The sequence below is a fragment of the Streptosporangium sp. NBC_01755 genome, from assembly GCF_035917995.1.
In the GTDB taxonomy this organism is placed as follows: domain Bacteria; phylum Actinomycetota; class Actinomycetes; order Streptosporangiales; family Streptosporangiaceae; genus Streptosporangium.
In genome coordinates, this window is sequence record NZ_CP109131.1 from 2,682,267 (window position 1) to 2,701,920 (window position 19,654).

Below are 19,654 nucleotides of genomic sequence, written 5' to 3' on the forward strand. Positions count from 1 at the left end.
GTCAGCCGCGCATGCGCCAGGTGCGGCGGAAGGACTTCACGAGGCGCTCCGCCTCCTCGAAGGAGCCGTACCGGACCGCGCGGTCAGCCGTCTCGTACTCCCGCACGGATCCGGCGAGCCGCCTGGCCTCGACACTGCCGGATGGCAGGCTCTCCCGCCGCCTACGCACCTCCCGCCACGCCGACGCCAGGAAGATCTCCAGCCGCTTGAGCTTGAATTCCTCGCCCTCGTCCACCAGCAACCTGGCGGCTTCCCGCACGCCGTTGTGCCAGGCCGGGTTCGTCTTGGGCACGATGTCGACCAGGCGGTACTCCTCCATGGTGGTCTGCTGGTGCCGGTGGCTGACGTCCATCGCGTTGGCGGTCACCAGGGCGGCGGGGATGTCGGTGAAGTCGCGCAGGTGCTCGACGATGCCGTAGCCCCGCTGGTCGTTCAGCGAGCCCGTCAGGTGCAGGTCGATCAACGCACCGTGAAAAGTGTCCAGCTCCGGGTCGTCGATCAGCCGTTCCCACTGCTCCAGCACGTCCTCGCCGGTGAGCACCTTGCAGACGTAGTAAGGCTTGAGCAGCCGGTGGATGTCCTGACTGACCACCACATCGTCGTCCACGATCAGCAGGCGTTTGCGGTCTCCCGGCCGGATACGGTCGATCGCTCGTTCATGGGGGAAGCAGGCGGTGAAGGCGCCCAGCCGGGCAAGAGCCGCGCGTTCATCCGGATCCATCCGGTGGACGTGCCAGACAATCCGATCACGGGCCTCGATGAGGGGCCGCCACCAGCGCTCCTCCAGACCGGGGTATAGCTCGTGCGGGTCGGCCCGCCACAGGCCCATGAGTTCGTCGAGATGACCTGGCCCGGCACCGTCGAGCCGTTCCGCGCCCTTGATGAACCGGACCGCGTCGACGACGCAGCGTTCAAGGTCCAGCCGGTAGCCGGCCATGCCGTGCGGCCTGGCCGACGCGATCGGCACGTGATGTTTGGTCTTGAGATCGCTGACGTGCTTCTCGATCGTCTTCTCCTGGATCCCTCTGTCGCCCTTGACGCTCTGCCACAGCTCTCGCCGCGAGACAGGTCCTCCGGCGAGGGCGAGGAGGAGCAGGACGGCGGCGGGCTGCCGGGTGAGCGGTGTGGTCTTCTCGCCCATCCGGATGTTGATCTCCCCGAGCACAGCGATTTCGATCGGCGCATGCTCATTCACACCTACAGGCTAGAACAACAGGCCGGAAACCTCTGCTGAAAAGCCGATGAATTCCCCACCCGAAACGGCCGGAGATTCAGCGCCGTTTCAGTCCACCGGGCGGGCGATTTCAGCGTGCCGGGAGCAGGCTCTGTTCATCGGCCGATCAGGTGGCCGCAACAGCAGAGGGGCAGTCAGATGAACGACAACGGATTGACGCGCGACAGGAACATCGTCGACGGCAATGTCTTCGTGGCCATGCCGTACGGGGTAAAGGCGTCCAACGGCAACCCGCTTTTCAACTTCGACGACTTCTACCGCGATGTCTACGCCGAAATGATCACCGAGCTCGGGCTCACGCCGGTCGGCGGGGCGGGACGGCACCCTCACGTCAACACGGCACCGCGTCCCGTACGGCATCAGGACACGGTAAGCGGACCGCGGGTGGGCGAACGCCTGGACGGCGAGGTCATCAGAGTCGTGCCCGAGGAGGGCCGTTCGGGCGGCTACGTCCTGCTGAGGGTTCCCGGCCGTGAACGCCCGATGATCCTGCACTGCACCCGGATGTCCGGCGAGCTCAGGGCGGATCTCAACCGGGGCGAGATCGAGATCGGGGAGCTGCTGTATACCGAGGTGGTCAGCGTCGACCCGGCCCGCGACCGCATAATCGTCCGCGAGGCCGAGGAGCAGCCCGCGGCCGCCTGATTCGGGGACCGCGCACGACGAGGCGGAAGCGCGAGCCGTACCGCTGAAAGGACCTGAACGCCACGGCCGCGCTTCTTGTCGGCACACCTCATCGGGAATGCCACCGGTATCGGCCCCTCCGGTCAGGAGGGGCCGATACCGGTCCGGTGTGCCATCTCAGCGCACCTCGGCGGCGGCGAACTCGGTCATCGCGTCGAGCAGCCACCGGGCGACGTAGTCGGCGAAGGAGGCGCGGGGCAGGATCCGGTACGTCAAAGGACCCGACTGCCAGAGCAGCACGGGCACCGGCCCGAGCGTGGTCGTCACCGCGTCGCCGGGGCCGAACGACCGGGGATGCAGGTCGGCTGGGCAGCCCTTCTCCAGCACCTGACGCGCCGCGGCCCCGCTGAGTTCAAGGGTCGTCCGGTTCGCCGACACGTCGACCACCGAGCCGAAATCACCCGCCAAGGCCTCGACGAGGTCCGCCACCAGCCGACCGGGTTCGGCCGATGAGACCAATGAGCCTGATGAACCCGATGAGCCCGATGAGACCACGAGCCATTCGTCCGGGCCCAGCCACAGGGCGGTGTGCGCTCCCGCCCGAGCGGTATCCGCGACCCGCTCCGGCAGGCCGGTCCCCAGGGCCGCCCCGATCCGGTCGAAGGCCGCGGATCCGGGTGCCACCCGGACGGAGACCATCGTCAGGAACGGCAGTTCCCGGAGTGACACGCCCCGGTCACCGCGCATCCGGTCCTCCAGATGCGCCAGCGGGCTGCGCCGCAGTTCGACGGGACCCCTCCCAGCCGGTTCAGCCATCACGCCTGCTCCCTTCGGGGTCGTACAGCACGGGTTCGGTGACCTGAACCTCGACCGGGGAGTCACCCACATGGGCGATGAGGATCTCCCCGATGCGGTCCCGGCCGCCGGCGACGAGCGCGAGGGCGAACGGCCGGCCGAGGGCCTCGCTGTGGTAGCTGGAGGTGACGTGCCCGAGCATCGGGACGGGCCCTTCCTCGGGGGTGACCGGCGTGTCCGGCGCGATGATCTGCGTGCCCTCGGGCAGCCGGGTCACCCTGTCGACCGGCAGCAGGCCGATCATGTGCTTGCGGTCGGTCCGCGCGGTGTCCGCCCGGGTGTAGGAGCGGTTGCCGACGAAGTCCTTGCGTTTCGAGACCACCCACTCCATGCCGGCGTCCTGCGGCGTAACGGTCCCGTCGGTGTCCTGCCCGACGATGGGGTAACCCTTCTCCGCGCGGAGCACATGCATCGTCTCGGTGCCGTAGGGCGTGATGCCGAGGTCCGCTCCGGCGGCGTACACCTGCTCCCAGACGGCGAGGCCGTACCAGCCCGACACGTTGATCTCGTAGGCGAGCTCGCCGGAGAAGGAGATCCGGCAGATCCGGGCGGGTACGCCGGAGGCCAGCGTCGTCTCGCGCAGGGTCATGAACGGGAACGCCTCAGCTGAGACGTCCAGGTCCGGGGCCACCCGTGCGACCACCTCCCGCGACTTCGGGCCCACCACCGCGATCGTCGTCCACTGCTCGGTCACCGAGGTGCAGTAAACATCCAGCTCGGGCCACTCGGTCTGCAGCCACTCCTCAAGCCAGTCGAGGACACCGGCCGCACCGCCGGTGGTGGTGGTGAGGAGGAAGCGGTTCTCGTCGAGGCGCAGGTTCACGCCGTCGTCCAGGATCATGCCGTCGGGCTTGCACATGACCCCGTACCTGGCGGAGCCGATCGGCAGTCTCCGGTGGGCGTTGGTGTAGACGCGGTCCAGGAACTCGCCCGCGTCGGCGCCGCAGACCTCGATCTTGCCCAGCGTGGAGGCGTCCATCATGGCGACGCCTCGCCGGGCGGCCCGGCTCTCGCGGGCGACCGCCGCGTCGATGTCCTCGCCGTCCCTCGGGAAGTACCAGGGGCGCAGCCACTGCCCGACGATCTCGAACCTGGCGCCGTGCGCGACATGCCAGGGGTGGATCGGGGTGGTCCGTTCGGGGTCGAAGAGGTCGCCTCGCTCGCGCCCGGCGAGGGCCGCGAAGGAGACCGGGGTGTACGGCGCCCGGTAGGACGTCGTGCCGATCTCTTCCGGGGTGCCGCCGAGCGCGGCGGCGATCACGCCGATCGCGTTGACGGCGGAGGTCTTGCCCTGGTCGTGCGCGGTGCCGATCGAGGTGTAGCGCTTCACATGCTCGACACCGCGCATGCCGGTACCGGTCGCCCGCCAGATGTCGGCGACGGTCTGGTCGCGCTGGAGGTCGACGAAGTGCTCGTCCCAGTCGGCCGGCTCACCGGTCCGCCCGGGTACCAGCCAGAGCTGCCGGACCGGCCCGTACTCGCCGGTGGCCGCCCGCCCCACCGGAGCCGCGGCCTCGGTCGGAAACCCGGTGGCCACGGCGGCCGTGACCCCGGCCTCGGTGCCTTCAGCGAGGCAGCCGCCGAGGTCGAAGGTGCCCCGGGCCGAACCGGCCACCTGCTGGTCGCGGACGGTCCCTGCGGGGACGAAGGCGGCGAGAGCGTCGTCCCAGCGCAGCCTGCCCTGCCGCTGGCTGTGCAGATGAACGACGGGGCTCCAGCCGCCGGAGACGGCGAGCAGGTCGCACGCGATGGTCTCGATCTCTCCGCTGAGCAGTCCGTCGTCGTCCAGGGCGCTGACCAGGACGCCGCCGACCCGCGGGGCGCCGGTCGTCTCGACGACCGCGCTGCCCGGCACGACACGCACTCCGGTCCCGGCGACCTCGGCCGCGCGCGGCGAGAGGGCGGGACGGGCGTCGATGACGGCCGCCACCTCGACGCCGGCCGCGACCAGGTCGGTCACGGTGTCGTACGCGCTGTCGTTGGTGGTGCCCACCACGACGCGGGACCCGGCCGTCACGGCGTACCGGTTGAGGTAACCGCGTACGGCGGAGGCCAGGACCACCCCGGGGCGGTCGTTGCCCGCGAAGACCAGCGGGCGCTCGTGCGCACCGGTGGCGATCACGACCCGTGCCGCCCGGATGTGCCAGACCCGCTGGCGGGACACGCCCTCGGGAGCCGGGTGACCGAGGTGGTCGGTGCGGTGCTGGACGGCGATGACGTAGTTGTCGTCGTAATTACCGAAAGCGGTGGTACGGCTGAGCACCACCGCCTCGGGAGCGGATTCGAGTTCGGCCACCACCTCGCGCGCCCAGTCCAGGGCGGGTGAGCCGTTCACCGTCTCCTCCCGGCCGCAGAGCAGCGACCCTCCCGGCTCGGACTACTCGTCGAGGAGGATCACCCGGGCGCCCGACCGGGCGGCGGCGGAGGCCGCGGCGAGGCCCGCCGGGCCGGCGCCGATGACGAGGACATCGGTGTGCGTGAACCTCTTGTCGTAGACGGCCTCGTCAACGGTGGGATCGAGCCGGCCCAGGCCGGACAGCGTCCGCACGGCCAGCCCGTCGACGAGGGAGACCGTCGTGGCCGGGAGCATCGACTCCGAGCACTGCCCGAAGACCTCAAGCAGCGCGTTCGGCTCCTCGACACCGGCCGCCACGATGCCGCGCGGGCGCCCCCGGTAGATAGAGGGGGCGACGTCGAGCCTGCCGGCGGCCAGCATCGCCGAGGCGACGGTGTCACCCGGGTGGCCGGTCAACTCCTGGCCGTCGACGGTCAGGCGGAGCACCGTGTCACGGTCGATCCGGCCGCCTGACGGGAGCCGGTGGGGCTGGGCGCTCATCGCGCTCCTTCCGGGCGGGGGTCGGTGAGCCGGTAGACGGCGAGCACCTGGTAGGTGGTGGTGTCCCGTACGACGTTGAACCAGCGGCGGCAGCCGGTGCTGTGCACCCAGCGTTCGGCGAAGGGGCCCTGGGGGTTGTCACGGAAGAAGAGGTACTCGGCCCACTCCTCGTCGGTCAGGTCGGCCGGGGCCTGCGGGTAGGGGACGTGGGCCTGACCGCCGTAGTGGTACTCGGTCTCGTCCCGTGGCCCGCACCAGGGGCAGTTCAGCAAGAGCATTCGGTGGCTCCTTCACGAGGTCACAGGGTCACGAGGTCACGAGGTCACAGGGGCACGAGGGCGCGGGGCCACGGGGGCGCGGGGTCGCCGGATCAGTGGGCCACGGCCGCGGCGCCGTGCTCGTCGATGAGGGCGCCGGTGGTGAACCGCTCCAGGGAGAACGGCGCGTTCAGCGGGTGCGGCTCCCCGGTCGCCATGGTGTGGGCCATGGTCCACCCGGCCGACGGGGTGGCCTTGAAACCGCCGGTCCCCCAGCCGCAGTTGACGTAGAGGTTCTCCACGGGCGTCCTGCCGATGATGGGCGAGGCGTCGGGCGAGACGTCGACGATGCCGCCCCAGGTACGGAGCACGTGTGCTCGGGCGAAGATCGGGAACAGTTCGATCGCCGCCGCCATCTGCTTCTCGATGACGTGGAAGGAACCGCGCCGGCCGTAGCCGTTGTAGGAGTCCACACCGGCCCCCATGACCAGCTCGCCCTTGTGCGCCTGCGAGACGTAGACGTGCACGTGGTTCGACATGACCACGGTGGGGTGGACCGGCTCGTACAGCTCGGAGACCAGTGCCTGCAGCGGTTGCGACCGCACCGGCAGCCGGAATCCGGCCTTCTCCGCCAGGACGCCGCTGTGGCCGGCACCGACCAGGCCGACCACTCCGGCGTTGACGACGCCCCGCGTGGTCCGTACGCCGACGACCCGGTCACCGTCCTTGACGAAGCCGGTGACCTCGCAGTTCTGGATGAGGTCCACGCCCAGCGCGTCCGCGGCGCGGGCGAAGGCCCAGGCCACGTGGTCGTGTTTGGCGATGCCTGCCCGGGGCTGGAACGTCGCGCCCAGCACCGGGTAGCGGACGTCCGGGGAGATGTCGATGATCGGGCACACCTCGGCCACCTCCTCGGCGTCGAGCCACTCCGCGTCGACGCCGTTGAGCCGGTTGGCGTTGACCCGGCGACGGGCCTCGCGAACGTCCTGGAGGGTGTGGGCGAGGTTGAGCACACCCCGCTGACTGAACAGGAAGTCGTAGTCCAGTTCCTCGGGCAGCCGCTCCCACTGCTTCAGCGCGAACTCGTAGATCCCGGCGCTCTCGTCCCACAGGTAGTTGGAGCGGACTGAGCGTGCACCGCGCCCTGTATGCCGCCACCCGAAACCCCTACCTTGAGGACACCCTGGTCCGCTACGGCAACCTGGCCACCCGGATCTGGTGCCTGTTCGTCGACCGGCTTCCCGGCATGGCGAGCCACGTCGAGGAACACGGCCCGCTGCTGCGCGCCGTCGTCGACGGCGAGCAGGAGCGGGCCGCCCGGCTCGCCGCCGAACACGTCGCGGGCTTCGAACGCGCGGTCCGCGCCCTTCTCTGAGCTCCCGGCCGCCGGGACCCGTCGATCATTTGACGATCTCCAGGACCGCCATCATGCCCGCGTCCTCGTGGTTGCCGCCGGGACCCGTCGATCATTTGACGATCTCCAGGACCGCCATCATGCCCGCGTCCTCGTGGTTGAGGATGTGGCAGTGCAGGACGGTCTTACCGGTGTAGTCGGTGAAGTGGGTCCGGATGACGACCTGCCCCCTGGGGGGAATGTTCACGGTGTCCTGCCGGCCATGACCGTGGTGAGGCCGCCCGTGGACGCCCCCGGCTGAAGCGGTCAGGGGCCGGGCACGGCGGGGGCGCCCCCGCCGTGCCCTCCTTGTCCGCCGCGCTTATCCTCCCTGTGCCCGGCGCCGGGACGCCGGTCGTCGGCCCCTCTCCCCTGCCATGAGCCGGACGATGTACGACTGGGCACCGGAGAGGCGGACCTGCTGGACGTGGACGGGGACCAGCCGCTGCCGGATGGCGGTGCCGAGGTCGTCGGTGTCGGGGATCAGCACCACCGCCATTCCGTCGGGAGCGAGGACCCGCCGCAGCTCCGTCCACCAGCGGGAGGGAGCCCCGTCGAGCAGGCCGTGCGCGGCGACCTGCGTACCCCAGGGTGGGTTGCACACGACGCGGTCGATGCTGCCGTCGGTCAACGGCAGGTCGCCGGCGTCGGCCGGGCGGATGGTGATGGCCGGGGAGTCCGCCGCGTTCGTACGCGCCGCCCGCAGCGCGTCCGGGTCCAGGTCGAAGCCGCAGAAGCGGGCGTCCGGCCGCAGCTGTCCGGCCTCGATGAGCAGGGTTCCGGCACCGCAGCAGGGGTCGAGCACCCGGTGATCGGCCCGGATGTCGGCCATCCGGGCCATCGCCGCGGCCAGCGGAGGATGCAGGGTGCCCGGGATCGTGCACCGCTTGTAGGTACGGCGGTGCAGCGGCCGGTCGGTGATCCTCAGCATGAGCGTCGCCCGGGTGCCGTCCAGGATCAGCCGCCACGCGCTGTGGGCCGGCGGCGGCGCGACGCCCCCGCGCCGCGAGTGGTATCCGGCTCCCAGCCTCCGCGCCAGGGCCCGGCCGACGGCGTCCTCGGCGTCGTACCGGTTGAAGTTCCGCCTGCCCAGGAAGGACGCCGACACCTCGACACCGGTGAGCTCGCCGGAGCCTCCGCAGCCCAGCCGGTGCCGGAGCAGCGTGTCCACATCGGTGACGGCCACGAGCTCGGCGAGCGCGTCGACCCCCGTTCTGGCCGCTCCGATGTCCGGCAGTTGGGCGGCGAGCAGGAACACGTCGTCCGCGGTGCGCAGCCGGACCACCCCGGGCTCCGGTCGAGGCGCACGGAAGTGCACCTCACGGTGGCCCAGATGGGTGATCGGACCGAGTCCGAGCTGGAGGATCTCGGAGGCCACGATGGGCTCCAGTCCTCGGACGCACCGCGCCACCAGGCGCGCCGCCGTCACGAGACGGCGAGAGCGCTGGGACGCGGGGCGGTGAGAAAACGCGCGCGAATGCGCATGATGATCGTTCTTCTCCCACGTCAAGGTTCGGGACGGCGCCACGCCGCCCCGCCTCGTCGACGACGGGGGTTCCTCGCCTCGCCGACGGCCCCTTAACGCAGGTGGAAGAAGAAGATCATGGAACGGATGGTAACAGTCCCAGTCCGTGATCAGCCAGCGCTGTATCGGCTCAGGAGCCTACGCGGATCACGCCTCCACGACACCGGTCCGCGAACCGACCCCGATGGCGGCGGCTCGCGCTGTTCGGCCCGCCCTCATATCGAGAGGACGGGCCGCTGTGCATCCCGGCCATCCCGGCCGCTCCGGTGGCCCCCGCGGCCGAGTAGGCGCTTTCCCGGCCGGGGCGCCGGGAGCCATACCCAGGCGCCCCGGCCCGCCTGCCGGACCCCTCACCGATCCCCGGTCCGGGCCGCCGTCTCCGGCGTCCCGGACCGGGCGTTCGGGGACTCGGGTCCGGTCATGACACCGTGACCGGCGGAAGATCCGGTCAGGGGCTCGGCGGGCGCCACATGGGGAACATCGGCGGGCCGTCGGGCATGAACATCGGGTCGCCGAGGTCCTGATAGCCGTGGCGCAGGTAGAGCCTGCGACTGCGGGTGCTGCTGGCCTCCAGGTACGCGGGTATGCCCGCCTCGTCGAGCCCGCGGTGGTACTCCTCGAGCAGCCGGGTCCCCGTCCTCCGTCCCTGGTGCCCGGGGAGCACGGCAAGGAACGCCAGGTAGTGGTGCGGGTCGTGGGGGTGGCGCTTGTCCATCTCCTCCCCCATCTGCCCGATGCGCTCCGCGTGGGGACCGGCGAACGCCTCCACCCGGGCGTCCCGGTCGGGGATCTCGGGAAGCGGCTCGGCGCCTTTGTGGAACCATACGGCCACGGCGGACATGTCGGCCGTCGCGTGGACCTCGCCGTGGATGAGGGCGCTCTCGGTGATCATGGAGAAGAAGGGGGGCATCACCCGGCGGCGGTCGTCGTCCGGCGGGATCATCCAGGCCGAGATCTCCTGCTCGTGGAAGGAGGTGGCGATGATCGCGCCGATGGTCTCGGCGGCTCCGGGAGCGTTCTGAACGCGAATGATCTCTGTCATTCGGTCCCTCCCACAGCCGCCTGGGCGCCCCGCCCGATGTTCGCGTATACCTTCGGCCGTTTGGCCCGCAGGGCGAGTCCCCACATGACGCCGAGCCCCACGGCGACGAAGTAGACGGCGGGCATGATCCAGCGCAGCGGGGAGTCGGGGGCCACGCCGAGCACGGTGTCGAAGTTGGCCATGACGAGCACGATGACCACGATCAGCAGGACCGAGGAGATACCCGGGGCGATCCTGGTCCGCCAGGCGTTCTCCTCGTTGGGGTTCTTGGCGAAGAAGACCAGCACGGAGATCGAGGTGGCCGCCAGCATCATGAGCAGTCCCAGGCCACCGAACGATCCGACGGTGAAGAACAGCTGGACGACCGGATCCAGGCCGAAGACCGCGTATATGACGATCGTGACCAGCCCGATGACACTCTGCGCCACCGAGCCGTTGACCGGGGCACCGGTCCGGGGGGAAGTACGACCGAAGGTCTCGGGCAGCACCCTCTCCCTGCCAAGGGCGAAGACGTAGCGGGAGATCGTGTTGTGAAAGGCGATCAGCGCGGCGAAGAGGCTCGTCACGAAGAGGAGAGAGCCGATGGTGGCGACGGTCGCCCCCAGGTGCTGCCCGGCCAGGTTGAACAGGAGGACCGAACTCTGCTCGCGCGAGGTCTCGACGATCTTGTCCGAGCCGATCGGCACGGTCATCGCCCAGGACGACACGGCGTAGAGCCCGGAGATGACGGCGAGTGCGACGTAGGTCGCGATCGGCACCGTGCGCCTCGGGTCCTTGGTCTCCTCGGAGAACACCACCGACGACTCGAAGCCCGCGAAGGACGCGATGCAGATCGCGACCACCGCACCGATCCCGGGGACGAAGAGGTTCGACGGGTCGAAGACGTCGAGGCTGTAGCCCGAGGCCGCCGGGTTGATCAGGTCCGCGATGTCGAACACGACGACGACGGCTATCTCCGTCAGCAGCAGGACCGACAGGACCTTCCCGTTCACGTCGACCCGCAGGAGGCCGAGCACCCCGGTCAGCACCCAGGCGACCAGCCCGATGACCCACCAGGGCGGAGAGCTTCCGAACCAGTCGGCGATCAGCGGCTGGGCGGCCGCACCGATCATGCCGTAGAGACCCACCTGGAGCGCGTTGTAGGCCAGCAACGCGACCCACGCGGTCGCCACACCCACCGGCCTGCCGAGCCCTTTCGCGGTGTACGCGTAGAACGCCCCGGCGTTGACGACGTAACGGGCCATCGTCACGTAGCCGACGGCGAACAGGCCCAGGATGGCTCCCAGCAGGACGAAGGCGAGCGGCACGCCGGTCACGCCGGTCGCGGCGTAGGCGGCGGTCACCGAGCCACCGATGACGGTCAACGGCGCCGCCGCCGAGATGACGAAGAACACCACCGACGGCACACCGAGGCGGTCCTGGGCAAGCGCGGCGGAAACGGCGCTGGCCCTTCGTTCTGTCACGGACATTGGGATCCTTGAAATGAGGGGGGTGGGTTCACCGGCGGCTGATGACGGAGTCACCTACGGCAGCCTCGGTCTGGGCGATCAGTTCCTGGAGCGGCGCCGGGAGGGCGGTGATCGAATCGGAGAGGTATCTCGGGTTCTGCTCCCACAGGACGAGCTGGTTGCCGCCGGTCGCGACGAGCAGCCCCAGCAGGACACTGTCCTGGACGCTGAGTGGCTCACGGCGTTGGATCGCCAGGTTGACGCGTCCGCCGGGCCACGCCGCGATGTTCACGTCGACCGGCATCTGCCTCCGCGACGGGCGTCTGCCGGGCGGGCGCAGCAGCCCGTCGGCGGTCATCCGGGCCGCCACGTCGGCGAGTGCCGCACGGGCGAGGAACTGCAACCAGGTACGGAAGCGGTGTGCGGGTTCGGCGACGATGTGGTCCAGGGCGGTCCTGGTGAGCGCGTCTTCGGGCGGCGCCGCGTTGAGAACGACGAGCCGCATCTGCCCCGCCGCCAATCCCACGGTTATCCGCCCGGCGAGCATCAGTTCTCCCAGGATGGCAGCGGCCAGCCCCAGACCGGTCAGGCGGGCATGAAGCCTCATCCGGCCGGTCGCGTTGTCATGCATGACAAAGAACAGGTCGTTGGCCAATCGGGTTCCTGAAAGATCAACTCCAACCACGAACGGCGATCGTATAGCCAAATTGTTAAATCTGTCATTACACGAATAAAATTCTGGTGCGTAGCGGATAGCTTGGAGCGGGAATCGGAGAAAAAGAAGTCGCCCGTCGGCGACCGAGGCGGAAATGGCCGGAACCTCCGGTCCGAAAGCTCCCGGGAGGGCGCGGACACCCCCTCCCGGAGATCGGCGATCACCTGGATGACCTGGTACGCAAAGGTGAAGGCCCGCTTCACGCCGGTGTGAAGCGGGCCTTCGAAGGTTTTCCTGGCCGGGAAAATCCAGCCGAGCGAGCCGCACGGAGCGGGAATCAGCGGGGCCCGGGGAATTAGTGTCGGTCTTTAATGCGGAAAGTTACGCCGACTGAGGACCGGAATAGCATGGTAACGACTTCCGTACACTCGGTGTCGAATCACGGCCACGGGTTCAGGCGGCGCGAACGGGCTGGCGGAGTACGGTCATCATCTTCTCCGGGTCGGTCTCCCCGGTATCGGACAGGTAGATCTCGTGGTGCAGGCCGTTCGGGACCAGCCCCTCGCTCCGCATCAGCGCGTCCATCCTGGCGAGGGTCTTCGGCTCCTCCGCGTACGGCCCGCGGTGCAGGACCTGCACGCACAGTCCCTCGGTGAAGGTGACGAACTGCACCCTGGCGGCGGCCGGGTGCCCCGCGGACTGGCGCGCCTCGTCGGCCCACGCCTCGTCCACCGGCTCCGGCAGCCGCAGGAACAGGTGCCACCACCACTCCTCGCGCGGCACGTCGAGCGGCGGCCGCTCGTCCTCGGCCCACCAGCGGCCTTCCAGGGGCGGCATCCCGAACGGCCGCACGGAGCGGGCCGCGATGCCGAGCAGCGCCCCGGCGACGGCGTACAGCGCTCCCACGCTCGTCGTGTAGGCGGGCCCGCCCGGCGCTCCCTGCCCGGTGACCGAGAGCCCGCGCGCGGGGCCGAACTCCACCACTTCGGGATCGTCCTCGGCCGAATACCAGTTCATTCTGAATCCTCCAGTTTGATCATCAGATGGGTCACCAGCCGGTCCTGCGGCGTGGTGATGGGATTGGAGACGTACACCTCGCGCAGCGGGCCTTCGGGCGTGTGCCCGCGCTCGCCCACCCAGGCGAGCAACGCGTGCGCGGTGAGCGGGATCTGGTGGTAAGAACCGACGTGCGTCACCGAGGCGTACAGACCGCCGGGCAGGACGTCCGGGGACGTCCCCGGCACGTCCTCGGACGTCTCCACGGCGACGGCCACGGCGAGCTCCGGCGCGAGGTCGAGCGGGAACAGCCCGATCATCAGTCCCCTCGGATCACCCACGGCGGCGAGCAGCCGGGCCACACACGCCGAGGTGACGGCGCCGATCTGGTCCAGTGTCGCGATGTCCCTGACGACGGCCACCCGCCGGGCGGGCTCGCGGACCACCGTCACCTCCGGCCGGTGCAGGCCCTCGGAGAGGATGCGTTCGAGCGCGGTGAAGTTGCGCTCGCGGCGCGCCAGATCGGCCTCCATCCGGTCGCGTACGTCACCGAGCGCACCCGTGTCGCCGGACAGCACCCGCCCGATCGAGGGCAGCGGTACGTCGATGGAGCGGAGCAGGCTGATCAGCATCGCGGCGCGTGCCTGGTCCGGCCGGTAGTAGCGGTAGCCGGTGTCCGGATCGACGTGGTCCGGGGTCAGCAGGCCCAGCTCGTCGTAGTGCCGCAGCTGCTTGACGCTGAGCCGGCAGAGCCTCGCGAACCGCCCGATCGGCAGGTATCCCTCGTTCACGCCATCAGCATGGAGGCTCCCACAGTAGGAGGGTCCAACCGGGCGAGAATCGATCGAGCCGGAAGGGCGGTCGGCTCAGCGAGGTTCGGCAGCTCGGGAACCGACCGAGCCGGAAGGCCGGAGATCGCATCCGGGGATCCTCGCCGCACATGGACCGGCGCGGCCGGGACCCGTGTCGTGGGTCCCGGCCGCGCCGGAGTCTTTCAGCGTCCGGGTAGGTGCCGACCGCCCTGTCCGGGCGGCCTCACCTCGCGGCGGTCAGCAGCCCCTGGCCGCGAAGGCCAGAAACTGGGTGACCTCCTGCTCGCTGAAGTTGTCGTCGGAGCCGACCACCAGCGTGCACTCACCGTTGCGCAGGCGCGGTCCCCAGGCGAGGCTCTCCAGGTTCTGCACCGGTGTCCGCACCGTGCCGAGGTCGGAGACCAGGCGCTTGGAAACCGGGCGGTACGGGCGACCGGTCGACAGGCTGTCCCTGTTCAGCACGTTCGTGGCACCGCGCAGGTCGATCTCGTACAGCTTGACCTTGTAGTTGACGCCCTCGATCCAGGAGCGTTCGAGGGCGAGGTAGCGGTAGTCGTCGATCGCCAGGATCTCCGAGACGCCGCTGTCGGACTGGCCGGTCGGCGGGATCGGCGCCGCCGGCAGCGGGTCGATCGGGTAGGCGTACTGCCCGCGCGGCCTGCCGTCGCGGCTCCACACGGTGATGCGGGCCGGGGCGCCCCGGGTGGCGGTCGGCGGCTCGCCGTCCTCGTACCTGGGGCCTTCCGTGACCGCCGTGATGGTGCGCGCCGTGGAGGTCAGGCCCTCGAAGCCGAAGTTGCGCCGGGGGCCGCTGTTGGTGGCGGTCATCTTCATGTTGCGGGGGGTCGTCAGCTCTCCGAGGTGGCGGCCTCGGGGGCTGGTCCAGCGGACGAACAGGTCGGAGACCGGAATCTCGGGATGTGTCGCGTCCGGCCGGTCGCCCTCGTCACCCCAGAGCAGCTGGTTGCTCCACCGGTCGAAGCGGATCGTCTCGGGATCGGCGGCCCCGGCCTGGCCATAGGCGGGGTAGGGGGTGCCGTCGGAGCGCCGCAGGGTGGTGACCCCGGTGAGGTTCACCCCGGTGAACGCTCCGGTGACCGGGTTGATGTCGAGGCGGCCGGTGTAGAAGCGGGCCGGGTTGTAACGCGCCCGGTCGTCGGAGACGAAGTACCAGGTGCCGGTGCGTGGGTCACGGTCGATGCCGGAGAAGCCACCGACCGTGGTTCCCCGGAACCGCATCTTGTTCGGCAGGCGCTGCTCGCCGAGGAAGCGGGTGATCCGGACCCCCCTCGTGGGCGCCGCGGCCTCCGACCGGGCGTCCGCCGTCGACCGTCGGGCGTCCGCCGTCGACGCCTGCGCGCCGACGGCCCCGAGGCTGACCGCCGTCGCGAACACGGCCGCGATCGCCGTGATTCTTCGCGAATTGGCCATATGACTCTCCTCATCCCAGAAAAGATCCCGAAGGACTGGCGGGAATATGAGATCGCGGATTGCTGAGAATATCCACGAGAATCAGCATCTGATTGCTCATTGGCCGCTCAATGACAAGGAAGAACCAGCCATTTTTCATGCATTTTCAGTTTTGAAGTCAAGGATTACGACAATGCGCTCGAAAGCATGTGAGCAGGGCATCCCACCACCGTCGACCAGATGACCGACCGCCCGTCGGATGCGGGTCCGGGGGCGCGTGTACGGCGGGAGTACGCTCGAAGGGACGCCGACAACCCCGCCGGGTCTCACCCACACTGGACGGCGAATCATGGCGGACATCGAACCCACGTGCGAGCTGCATCTACGGATCGCCGGGCAGCCCCATGACCTGATGCTGCGCCTGCACGGCCACGAACCCACCGAGGACGACGTGGCGAGCTGGATGCGGGCCGGTTCCGTGATCAGGCTCCAGGTCACGGAGACGGCCGGCCGGACCCCGCACACCATGCTGGTGAATTTCGGCAGCGTGGTTTTTGCCTGGATCTGTCCTTACCGGACCACTCGAGGGGTAAATCTGTGAAATCGGGTTGCCGCCCCAGGCCGAACGCGGGTTCAGGATAGACCCAACAATGGCCGATTATTTGCATATTTATCGTGACATAATGGATTTCTCAGCACCCACCTGTCATTTCTCAGCACCCACCCGTTCCACCCGGCGCGGGCTCGTGACCTTCGACTCCACCCTGGCCACCACCTCGCCGACGCGCCCGCGTGCCCCCGCTCGCCCTTCCCGGGGGCGACGCGCCCGGGAGGCGGGCGAACCTCCTCGCGCATCATTGACAAAATAGAATTTTACGTACAGGATCAATTTTGCGATGAGAGATGTCCTGTATCTGGAACAGATCGATCAGGCCGAGGCGCTGCTCAAGCCGCAGCGCATCGAGGTGCTGAGGAAGCTCGCCGAGCCGCGCTCGTGCACCGAGGTGGCGGCCCTGCTCGACCAGACCCCGCAGCGGGTCTACTACCACGTCAAACGCCTGGTGGAGGCGGGCCTGGTCACCCAGGTGTCCGAGCGCAGGGTGCGCGGCATCCACGAGGGCGTCTACCAGGCGAGCGCCCGCTCGTACTGGCTCTCGCCCCGTCTCGTCGGCCGGATCGGCCTGCGCAGAACCCGGGACGAGCTGGGCCTGGGCTACCTGCTGGACCTCATGGAGGAGGTCCAGGCCGACATCGGCGCGCTGGACAGAACCGCGCCCGAGCTGCCGTCCGTCGGCGTGTCCGGCGAGATCCGCGTGCCGCCGGAACGGCGTCAGGAGTTCCTGAACGACCTCCAGTCCACTCTGCAGGACCTTTTCACCCGCTACGGCGGCACCGAAGGTGACGCCTTCAAGCTCGCCGTGGCCTGCTACCCCAAGGGAGAACCCCGTGAGTGAGCCGATGAGCCTGAACGCACGCGTGGCCGCACCGCTCAAGGCGGTCCATCACGCCCTGACCGACCCGGGCGAGCTGAGGATCTGGCTGGCCGAGCACGCCGAGGTCGAACTGCCGCACCGGTATGAGTTCTGGGGGCGCCACACCCCCGAGGGGCATGCGCCCCACCAGCGCCCGCTGCACGTCGACGACCACACGCTGCGCCTGTCGTGGCTGCTCGACGGCGAGGAGACGACGGTCGAGATCCGTCTGGAGGAGGAGAGCGCGGAGTCGACCACCCTGTCGCTCTCCCAGACCCATTTCGACTTCCGGGAGGCGCTCTCCGGCAACGGCGGCGTCCGGGGGACGCTGCAGACGTTCTGGTGCCTGTCGATCGCGAACCTGGTCGACCACTTGGAGGGCCGCGAGCTCACCCCGAAGTGCGACTTCACCTCCCCGCGAATGCGGGAGCGATTCCTCATCGGCGCCTCGCCCGAGGAGGTGTACGACTCGCTCGTCGACTCTGGGAAGTTCAGCCGGTGGTTCGGCTACCGGATCGACATCGAGCCGTACGTCGGCGGCCGCTTCGCCATGGGCGGCTTCGAGGCGGACGAGGCACCGGGAAAGGTCGTCGAAGTGGAGCCGGGCCGCAGGTTCTCCCTGGAGTGGCCGGGCTTCGGCGTCTCCACCTGGGAACTGGAGGGCTCGGACGGCGCGACCCGGCTCACCTTCATGGAGAGCGGCTTCGATGAGGGCAACCCTCCTTACGCCGGGTGGATGGGCTGGCTCAGCGGCATCGCCGAGCTGCGCCGCTTCCACGAGCTGAGCGACTGGCAGCCGGTCTGGTTCGACTTCCAGGCCCCCGGCCTGCCCAAGGAGACCACCGCGAGCAGATGACCACGCGCCGCCTGCCCTCGGGGCCGCCCGGCGGCGGCCGTTCGGGACACCGGTGAGGCACGAGGGCCGGAATCTTTTTGGCTGCGGCCCGACACCTCACGCGGACCAGTGCTTCGGGGCACCGGTGCGGCGCGAGGGCTGGAATCCCCGGTTCCACCTGTATCAAGGGCGGGCTCCGTGGCTCATACCGCTGTGAGAAACCCACGGTCTGCCTGGCCGTTCACGGCCAGGACTGAGGAGCTCGATCTCGTACGGCGGAGCCTGTCGGCCGGTCACCGGGGAATCGTCGTGACCGGCGCGGCGGGAAGCGGCAGGAGCCGCCTGGCCGCCGAGGCGGTGCCCGAGGCGATGTGCGAGCAGGTGTGCGTCGTGGACGACGCCCACCTGCTCGACGACGCCTCGGCCAACCTGGTCCACGACCTGGCACTCAGCGGACGTACCCGCCTGCTCGTCACGGTCAGGGAGGGCGAGCCCGTGCCGGAGGGCGTCTCCAGGCTCTGGGAGGAGAACCTTCTGCCGCGCCTGGTGCTGGCCCCCCTGACGGAGAGCGCCTGCGCCGAGCTCCTGAAGCGGGCGGTGGGCGGCTACGTGGACGCCCTCACCGTCCGGCGCCTGTACCGGGCGAGCTGCGGCGACCTGCGGCTCCTGCGCGAGCTGGTCGTCGCCGTCCACGCCGGTGGAGACCTGAGCCATGTGTCGGGCACGTGGACCTGGCGGGGCACGCCACCGATGACCGCGCGCGTCCGGGAGCTGGTGGAGGAGACGATCCGCGACGTCGACGAGGAGGAACGGTACGCGCTGGAGCTCGTCGCGTCCGGCGAGCCGCCGGGCGCGGGCGTGCCGGGCGCCCTCGTAGCCCCCGCCGTCCTCGAACACCTGCGGGTGAAGGGGCTCGTCACCGTGGACGACCGGCTCGCTGTCCGGCTCGCCCACCCGCTGCACGGCCCGGTGCTGCGGGCCGCCGCGGAGCGTCCCCTCGCGGGCGGGCCTTCCGGCGGGCGACGGCCCCCGAGGTCCTCGGTGCTGGCGGCCGAGTGCGAGGAACTGGCCGCACGCGCGTACGCGGGAAGGCTCGCGGAGATACCTCGGGGCGTCGGCGAGCGGATGGCCGAGGACGACACCGGCTGGGACGAGCCCGCGATGCCGGAGTTCTGCGCGCAGCGCGCCCGCGTCGCCCGGCTCCGCGGGGAGACCCGCGAGGCCATGGCCTGGAGCCGCGAGGGACTGCGCCGTTCTCCCCACCACCGCGCCTGCCTGGCCGAACTCGCCCACGCCGCCGCCTACGTCGGCGACCTGACCACGGCCTGGCAGGCCCTCTCGCACGGCCCGTCCCTCCCCGGGGAGGCGCGGACGCGTTCATGGCAGACGGTCCACAGGCGGCTTCCGGTACCCGCGCGAAACGCGCGGTCGCGGGCATCCGCCACAGGCGCCCAACGGACACCCGCCCAAGACGCCCGGTCGTGGGCGTTCGCCGCCGAGGGGGCGCTGACCTGGGCGCTGGCCGCCGAGGGAGACCTCGGCGGCGCCCTGCGGTCCGCACCCGGCATCGCCGGAGACGACCTGTTCGCCCTGCACGACCTGTTCGCCCTGCACGACGTGGTACGGCTCGGCGCCCCCGAGCTGGTCGCCGATCGGCTCGGGGAGCTGGCCGACCACGCGGAGGGGGATCTCGCTCCCCTGCTGGCGCGGCACGCCCGCGCGCTGACCCGGCGGGACGGGGACGCCCTGGACAAAGTGGCGCGGGGGCTCTTTGACCTCGGCCTGATGCTGCACGCCGCGGAGGCGTACGCGCACGCCTCCCTCGTCCATTCCGACCGGCACGCCTCGCAGACATCCAGGAACCGGGCCTCGGCGCTGGCGGGCGCCTGCCAGGGAGCGCGCAGCTCCGTGCTGGTCAACCTCGCGCTGCCGAGGCTGACCGCCCGCCAGCGGCAGATCGTCAGCCTCGCCGCGACGGGCCTGACCAACCGGCAGATCGCCGAGCAGCTCACGGTGTCGATCCGCACGGTCGCCAACCACCTGTGCGACGCCTACGCGCGGCTCGGCAGCAGCGACCGCGCCGGCCTGGAAAGGCTCTTCACCGTTGGCTAGCCCCGTTTTCCGCACGTGCCGCATCGTTGCAGGTCAGCAGCTACACCTGCTCCAGTGCAGCAGGTAACCACCCCAGGTCGATCGGGATCATGTGCAGAATGCAGGGCTAGCCGTACTGCCCGCACAAGTTGGGTACGGCAAGTGCGGC

19 protein-coding genes and 1 pseudogene are annotated in these 19,654 nt (G+C 70.0%); 6 read left to right on the forward strand and 14 right to left on the reverse strand.

What is annotated here, in order from left to right:
* Position 1: 1 nt before the first annotated feature.
* Entirely contained in the window at positions 2-1,195 is a 1,194-nt protein-coding gene (locus tag OG884_RS12265) for a hypothetical protein (protein ID WP_326645145.1), read from the reverse strand.
* A 177-nt stretch (positions 1,196-1,372) separates the two neighbouring features.
* On the opposite strand from OG884_RS12265, the gene OG884_RS12270 reads away from it, so the two are divergent.
* Positions 1,373-1,879 carry a hypothetical protein gene (locus OG884_RS12270; RefSeq protein ID WP_326645146.1) on the forward strand — a complete coding sequence of 169 codons (507 nt, stop codon included), beginning with the start codon at positions 1,373-1,375 and terminating at the stop codon, positions 1,877-1,879.
* Positions 1,880-2,035: 156 nt separating this feature from the next.
* On the opposite strand, the gene OG884_RS12275 is transcribed toward OG884_RS12270, so the two are convergent.
* From OG884_RS12275 to OG884_RS12295, 5 genes and pseudogenes are all read right to left on the reverse strand, one after another.
* Positions 2,036-2,674: a sarcosine oxidase subunit gamma gene (locus OG884_RS12275; protein WP_326645148.1), complete on the reverse strand. Its 639-nt coding sequence runs from the start codon at positions 2,672-2,674 to the stop codon at positions 2,036-2,038.
* Positions 2,667-5,048 (reverse strand): glycine cleavage T C-terminal barrel domain-containing protein, encoded by a 2,382-nt coding sequence (locus tag OG884_RS12280; RefSeq protein WP_326645150.1) that lies wholly within the window; start codon positions 5,046-5,048, stop codon positions 2,667-2,669. The genes OG884_RS12275 and OG884_RS12280 overlap by 8 nt, the downstream gene beginning before the upstream one ends.
* A 42-nt stretch (positions 5,049-5,090) precedes the next feature.
* Entirely contained in the window at positions 5,091-5,549 is a 459-nt protein-coding gene (locus tag OG884_RS12285) for a 2Fe-2S iron-sulfur cluster-binding protein (protein ID WP_326645152.1), read from the reverse strand.
* On the reverse strand, positions 5,546-5,827 hold the full coding sequence (locus OG884_RS12290) for a sarcosine oxidase subunit delta (protein ID WP_326645154.1): 282 nt from the start codon (positions 5,825-5,827) through the stop codon (positions 5,546-5,548). The genes OG884_RS12285 and OG884_RS12290 overlap by 4 nt, the downstream gene beginning before the upstream one ends.
* Before the next feature lie 92 nt (positions 5,828-5,919).
* A pseudogene (locus OG884_RS12295) lies at positions 5,920-6,933 on the reverse strand (FAD-dependent oxidoreductase); the annotation flags it as partial.
* Positions 6,934-6,938: 5 nt separating this feature from the next.
* Between OG884_RS12295 and OG884_RS12300 the strand changes: the two are divergent.
* Positions 6,939-7,181, forward strand: coding sequence for an FCD domain-containing protein (locus OG884_RS12300; RefSeq protein ID WP_326645156.1), 243 nt, complete (start codon positions 6,939-6,941; stop codon positions 7,179-7,181).
* A gap of 91 nt (positions 7,182-7,272) precedes the next feature.
* Here OG884_RS12300 and OG884_RS12305 read toward each other — a convergent pair whose 3' ends face one another.
* The 8 genes from OG884_RS12305 to OG884_RS12340 all read right to left on the reverse strand — a co-directional run bounded on the left by OG884_RS12305 (position 7,273) and on the right by OG884_RS12340 (position 15,108).
* A complete protein-coding gene (locus tag OG884_RS12305) occupies positions 7,273-7,470 on the reverse strand; it encodes a multicopper oxidase domain-containing protein (protein ID WP_326646909.1) in 198 nt (65 codons plus the stop codon).
* 51 nt (positions 7,471-7,521) lie between these two features.
* On the reverse strand, positions 7,522-8,577 hold the full coding sequence (locus tag OG884_RS12310) for a TRM11 family SAM-dependent methyltransferase (RefSeq protein ID WP_326645157.1): 1,056 nt from the start codon (positions 8,575-8,577) through the stop codon (positions 7,522-7,524).
* A 595-nt stretch (positions 8,578-9,172) separates the two neighbouring features.
* Complete coding sequence (locus OG884_RS12315) at positions 9,173-9,766, reverse strand: GNAT family N-acetyltransferase (RefSeq protein WP_326645158.1); 594 nt, start codon at positions 9,764-9,766, stop codon at positions 9,173-9,175.
* Positions 9,763-11,235 (reverse strand): APC family permease, encoded by a 1,473-nt coding sequence (locus tag OG884_RS12320; RefSeq protein ID WP_326645160.1) that lies wholly within the window; start codon positions 11,233-11,235, stop codon positions 9,763-9,765. Before OG884_RS12320 ends, OG884_RS12315 begins: the two co-directional genes overlap by 4 nt.
* A 28-nt stretch (positions 11,236-11,263) precedes the next feature.
* Positions 11,264-11,869 (reverse strand): GOLPH3/VPS74 family protein, encoded by a 606-nt coding sequence (locus tag OG884_RS12325; RefSeq protein WP_326645162.1) that lies wholly within the window; start codon positions 11,867-11,869, stop codon positions 11,264-11,266.
* Positions 11,870-12,322: 453 nt separating this feature from the next.
* Complete coding sequence (locus OG884_RS12330; protein ID WP_326645164.1) at positions 12,323-12,886, reverse strand: GyrI-like domain-containing protein; 564 nt, start codon at positions 12,884-12,886, stop codon at positions 12,323-12,325.
* Positions 12,883-13,656, reverse strand: a complete 774-nt coding sequence (locus OG884_RS12335) for a MerR family transcriptional regulator (protein WP_326645166.1) — start codon at positions 13,654-13,656, stop codon at positions 12,883-12,885. The genes OG884_RS12330 and OG884_RS12335 overlap by 4 nt, the downstream gene beginning before the upstream one ends.
* 258 nt (positions 13,657-13,914) lie before the next feature.
* Positions 13,915-15,108, reverse strand: a complete 1,194-nt coding sequence (locus tag OG884_RS12340; RefSeq protein ID WP_326645168.1) for an esterase-like activity of phytase family protein — start codon at positions 15,106-15,108, stop codon at positions 13,915-13,917.
* 328 nt (positions 15,109-15,436) lie between these two features.
* Here OG884_RS12340 and OG884_RS12345 point away from each other — a divergent pair, with 328 nt between their 5' ends.
* The 4 genes from OG884_RS12345 to OG884_RS12360 all read left to right on the forward strand — a co-directional run bounded on the left by OG884_RS12345 (position 15,437) and on the right by OG884_RS12360 (position 19,506).
* The gene (locus tag OG884_RS12345; RefSeq protein WP_326645169.1) at positions 15,437-15,688 is read left to right on the forward strand and encodes a hypothetical protein; all 252 of its coding nucleotides are present in this window, start codon (positions 15,437-15,439) and stop codon (positions 15,686-15,688) included.
* A gap of 295 nt (positions 15,689-15,983) precedes the next feature.
* A complete protein-coding gene (locus OG884_RS12350; RefSeq protein WP_326645170.1) occupies positions 15,984-16,541 on the forward strand; it encodes a helix-turn-helix domain-containing protein in 558 nt (185 codons plus the stop codon).
* On the forward strand, positions 16,534-17,415 hold the full coding sequence (locus OG884_RS12355) for an SRPBCC family protein (protein WP_326645171.1): 882 nt from the start codon (positions 16,534-16,536) through the stop codon (positions 17,413-17,415). Before OG884_RS12350 ends, OG884_RS12355 begins: the two co-directional genes overlap by 8 nt.
* A gap of 192 nt (positions 17,416-17,607) precedes the next feature.
* On the forward strand, positions 17,608-19,506 hold the full coding sequence (locus OG884_RS12360; protein WP_326645173.1) for a helix-turn-helix transcriptional regulator: 1,899 nt from the start codon (positions 17,608-17,610) through the stop codon (positions 19,504-19,506).
* The last annotated feature ends 148 nt before the right edge of the window (positions 19,507-19,654 follow it).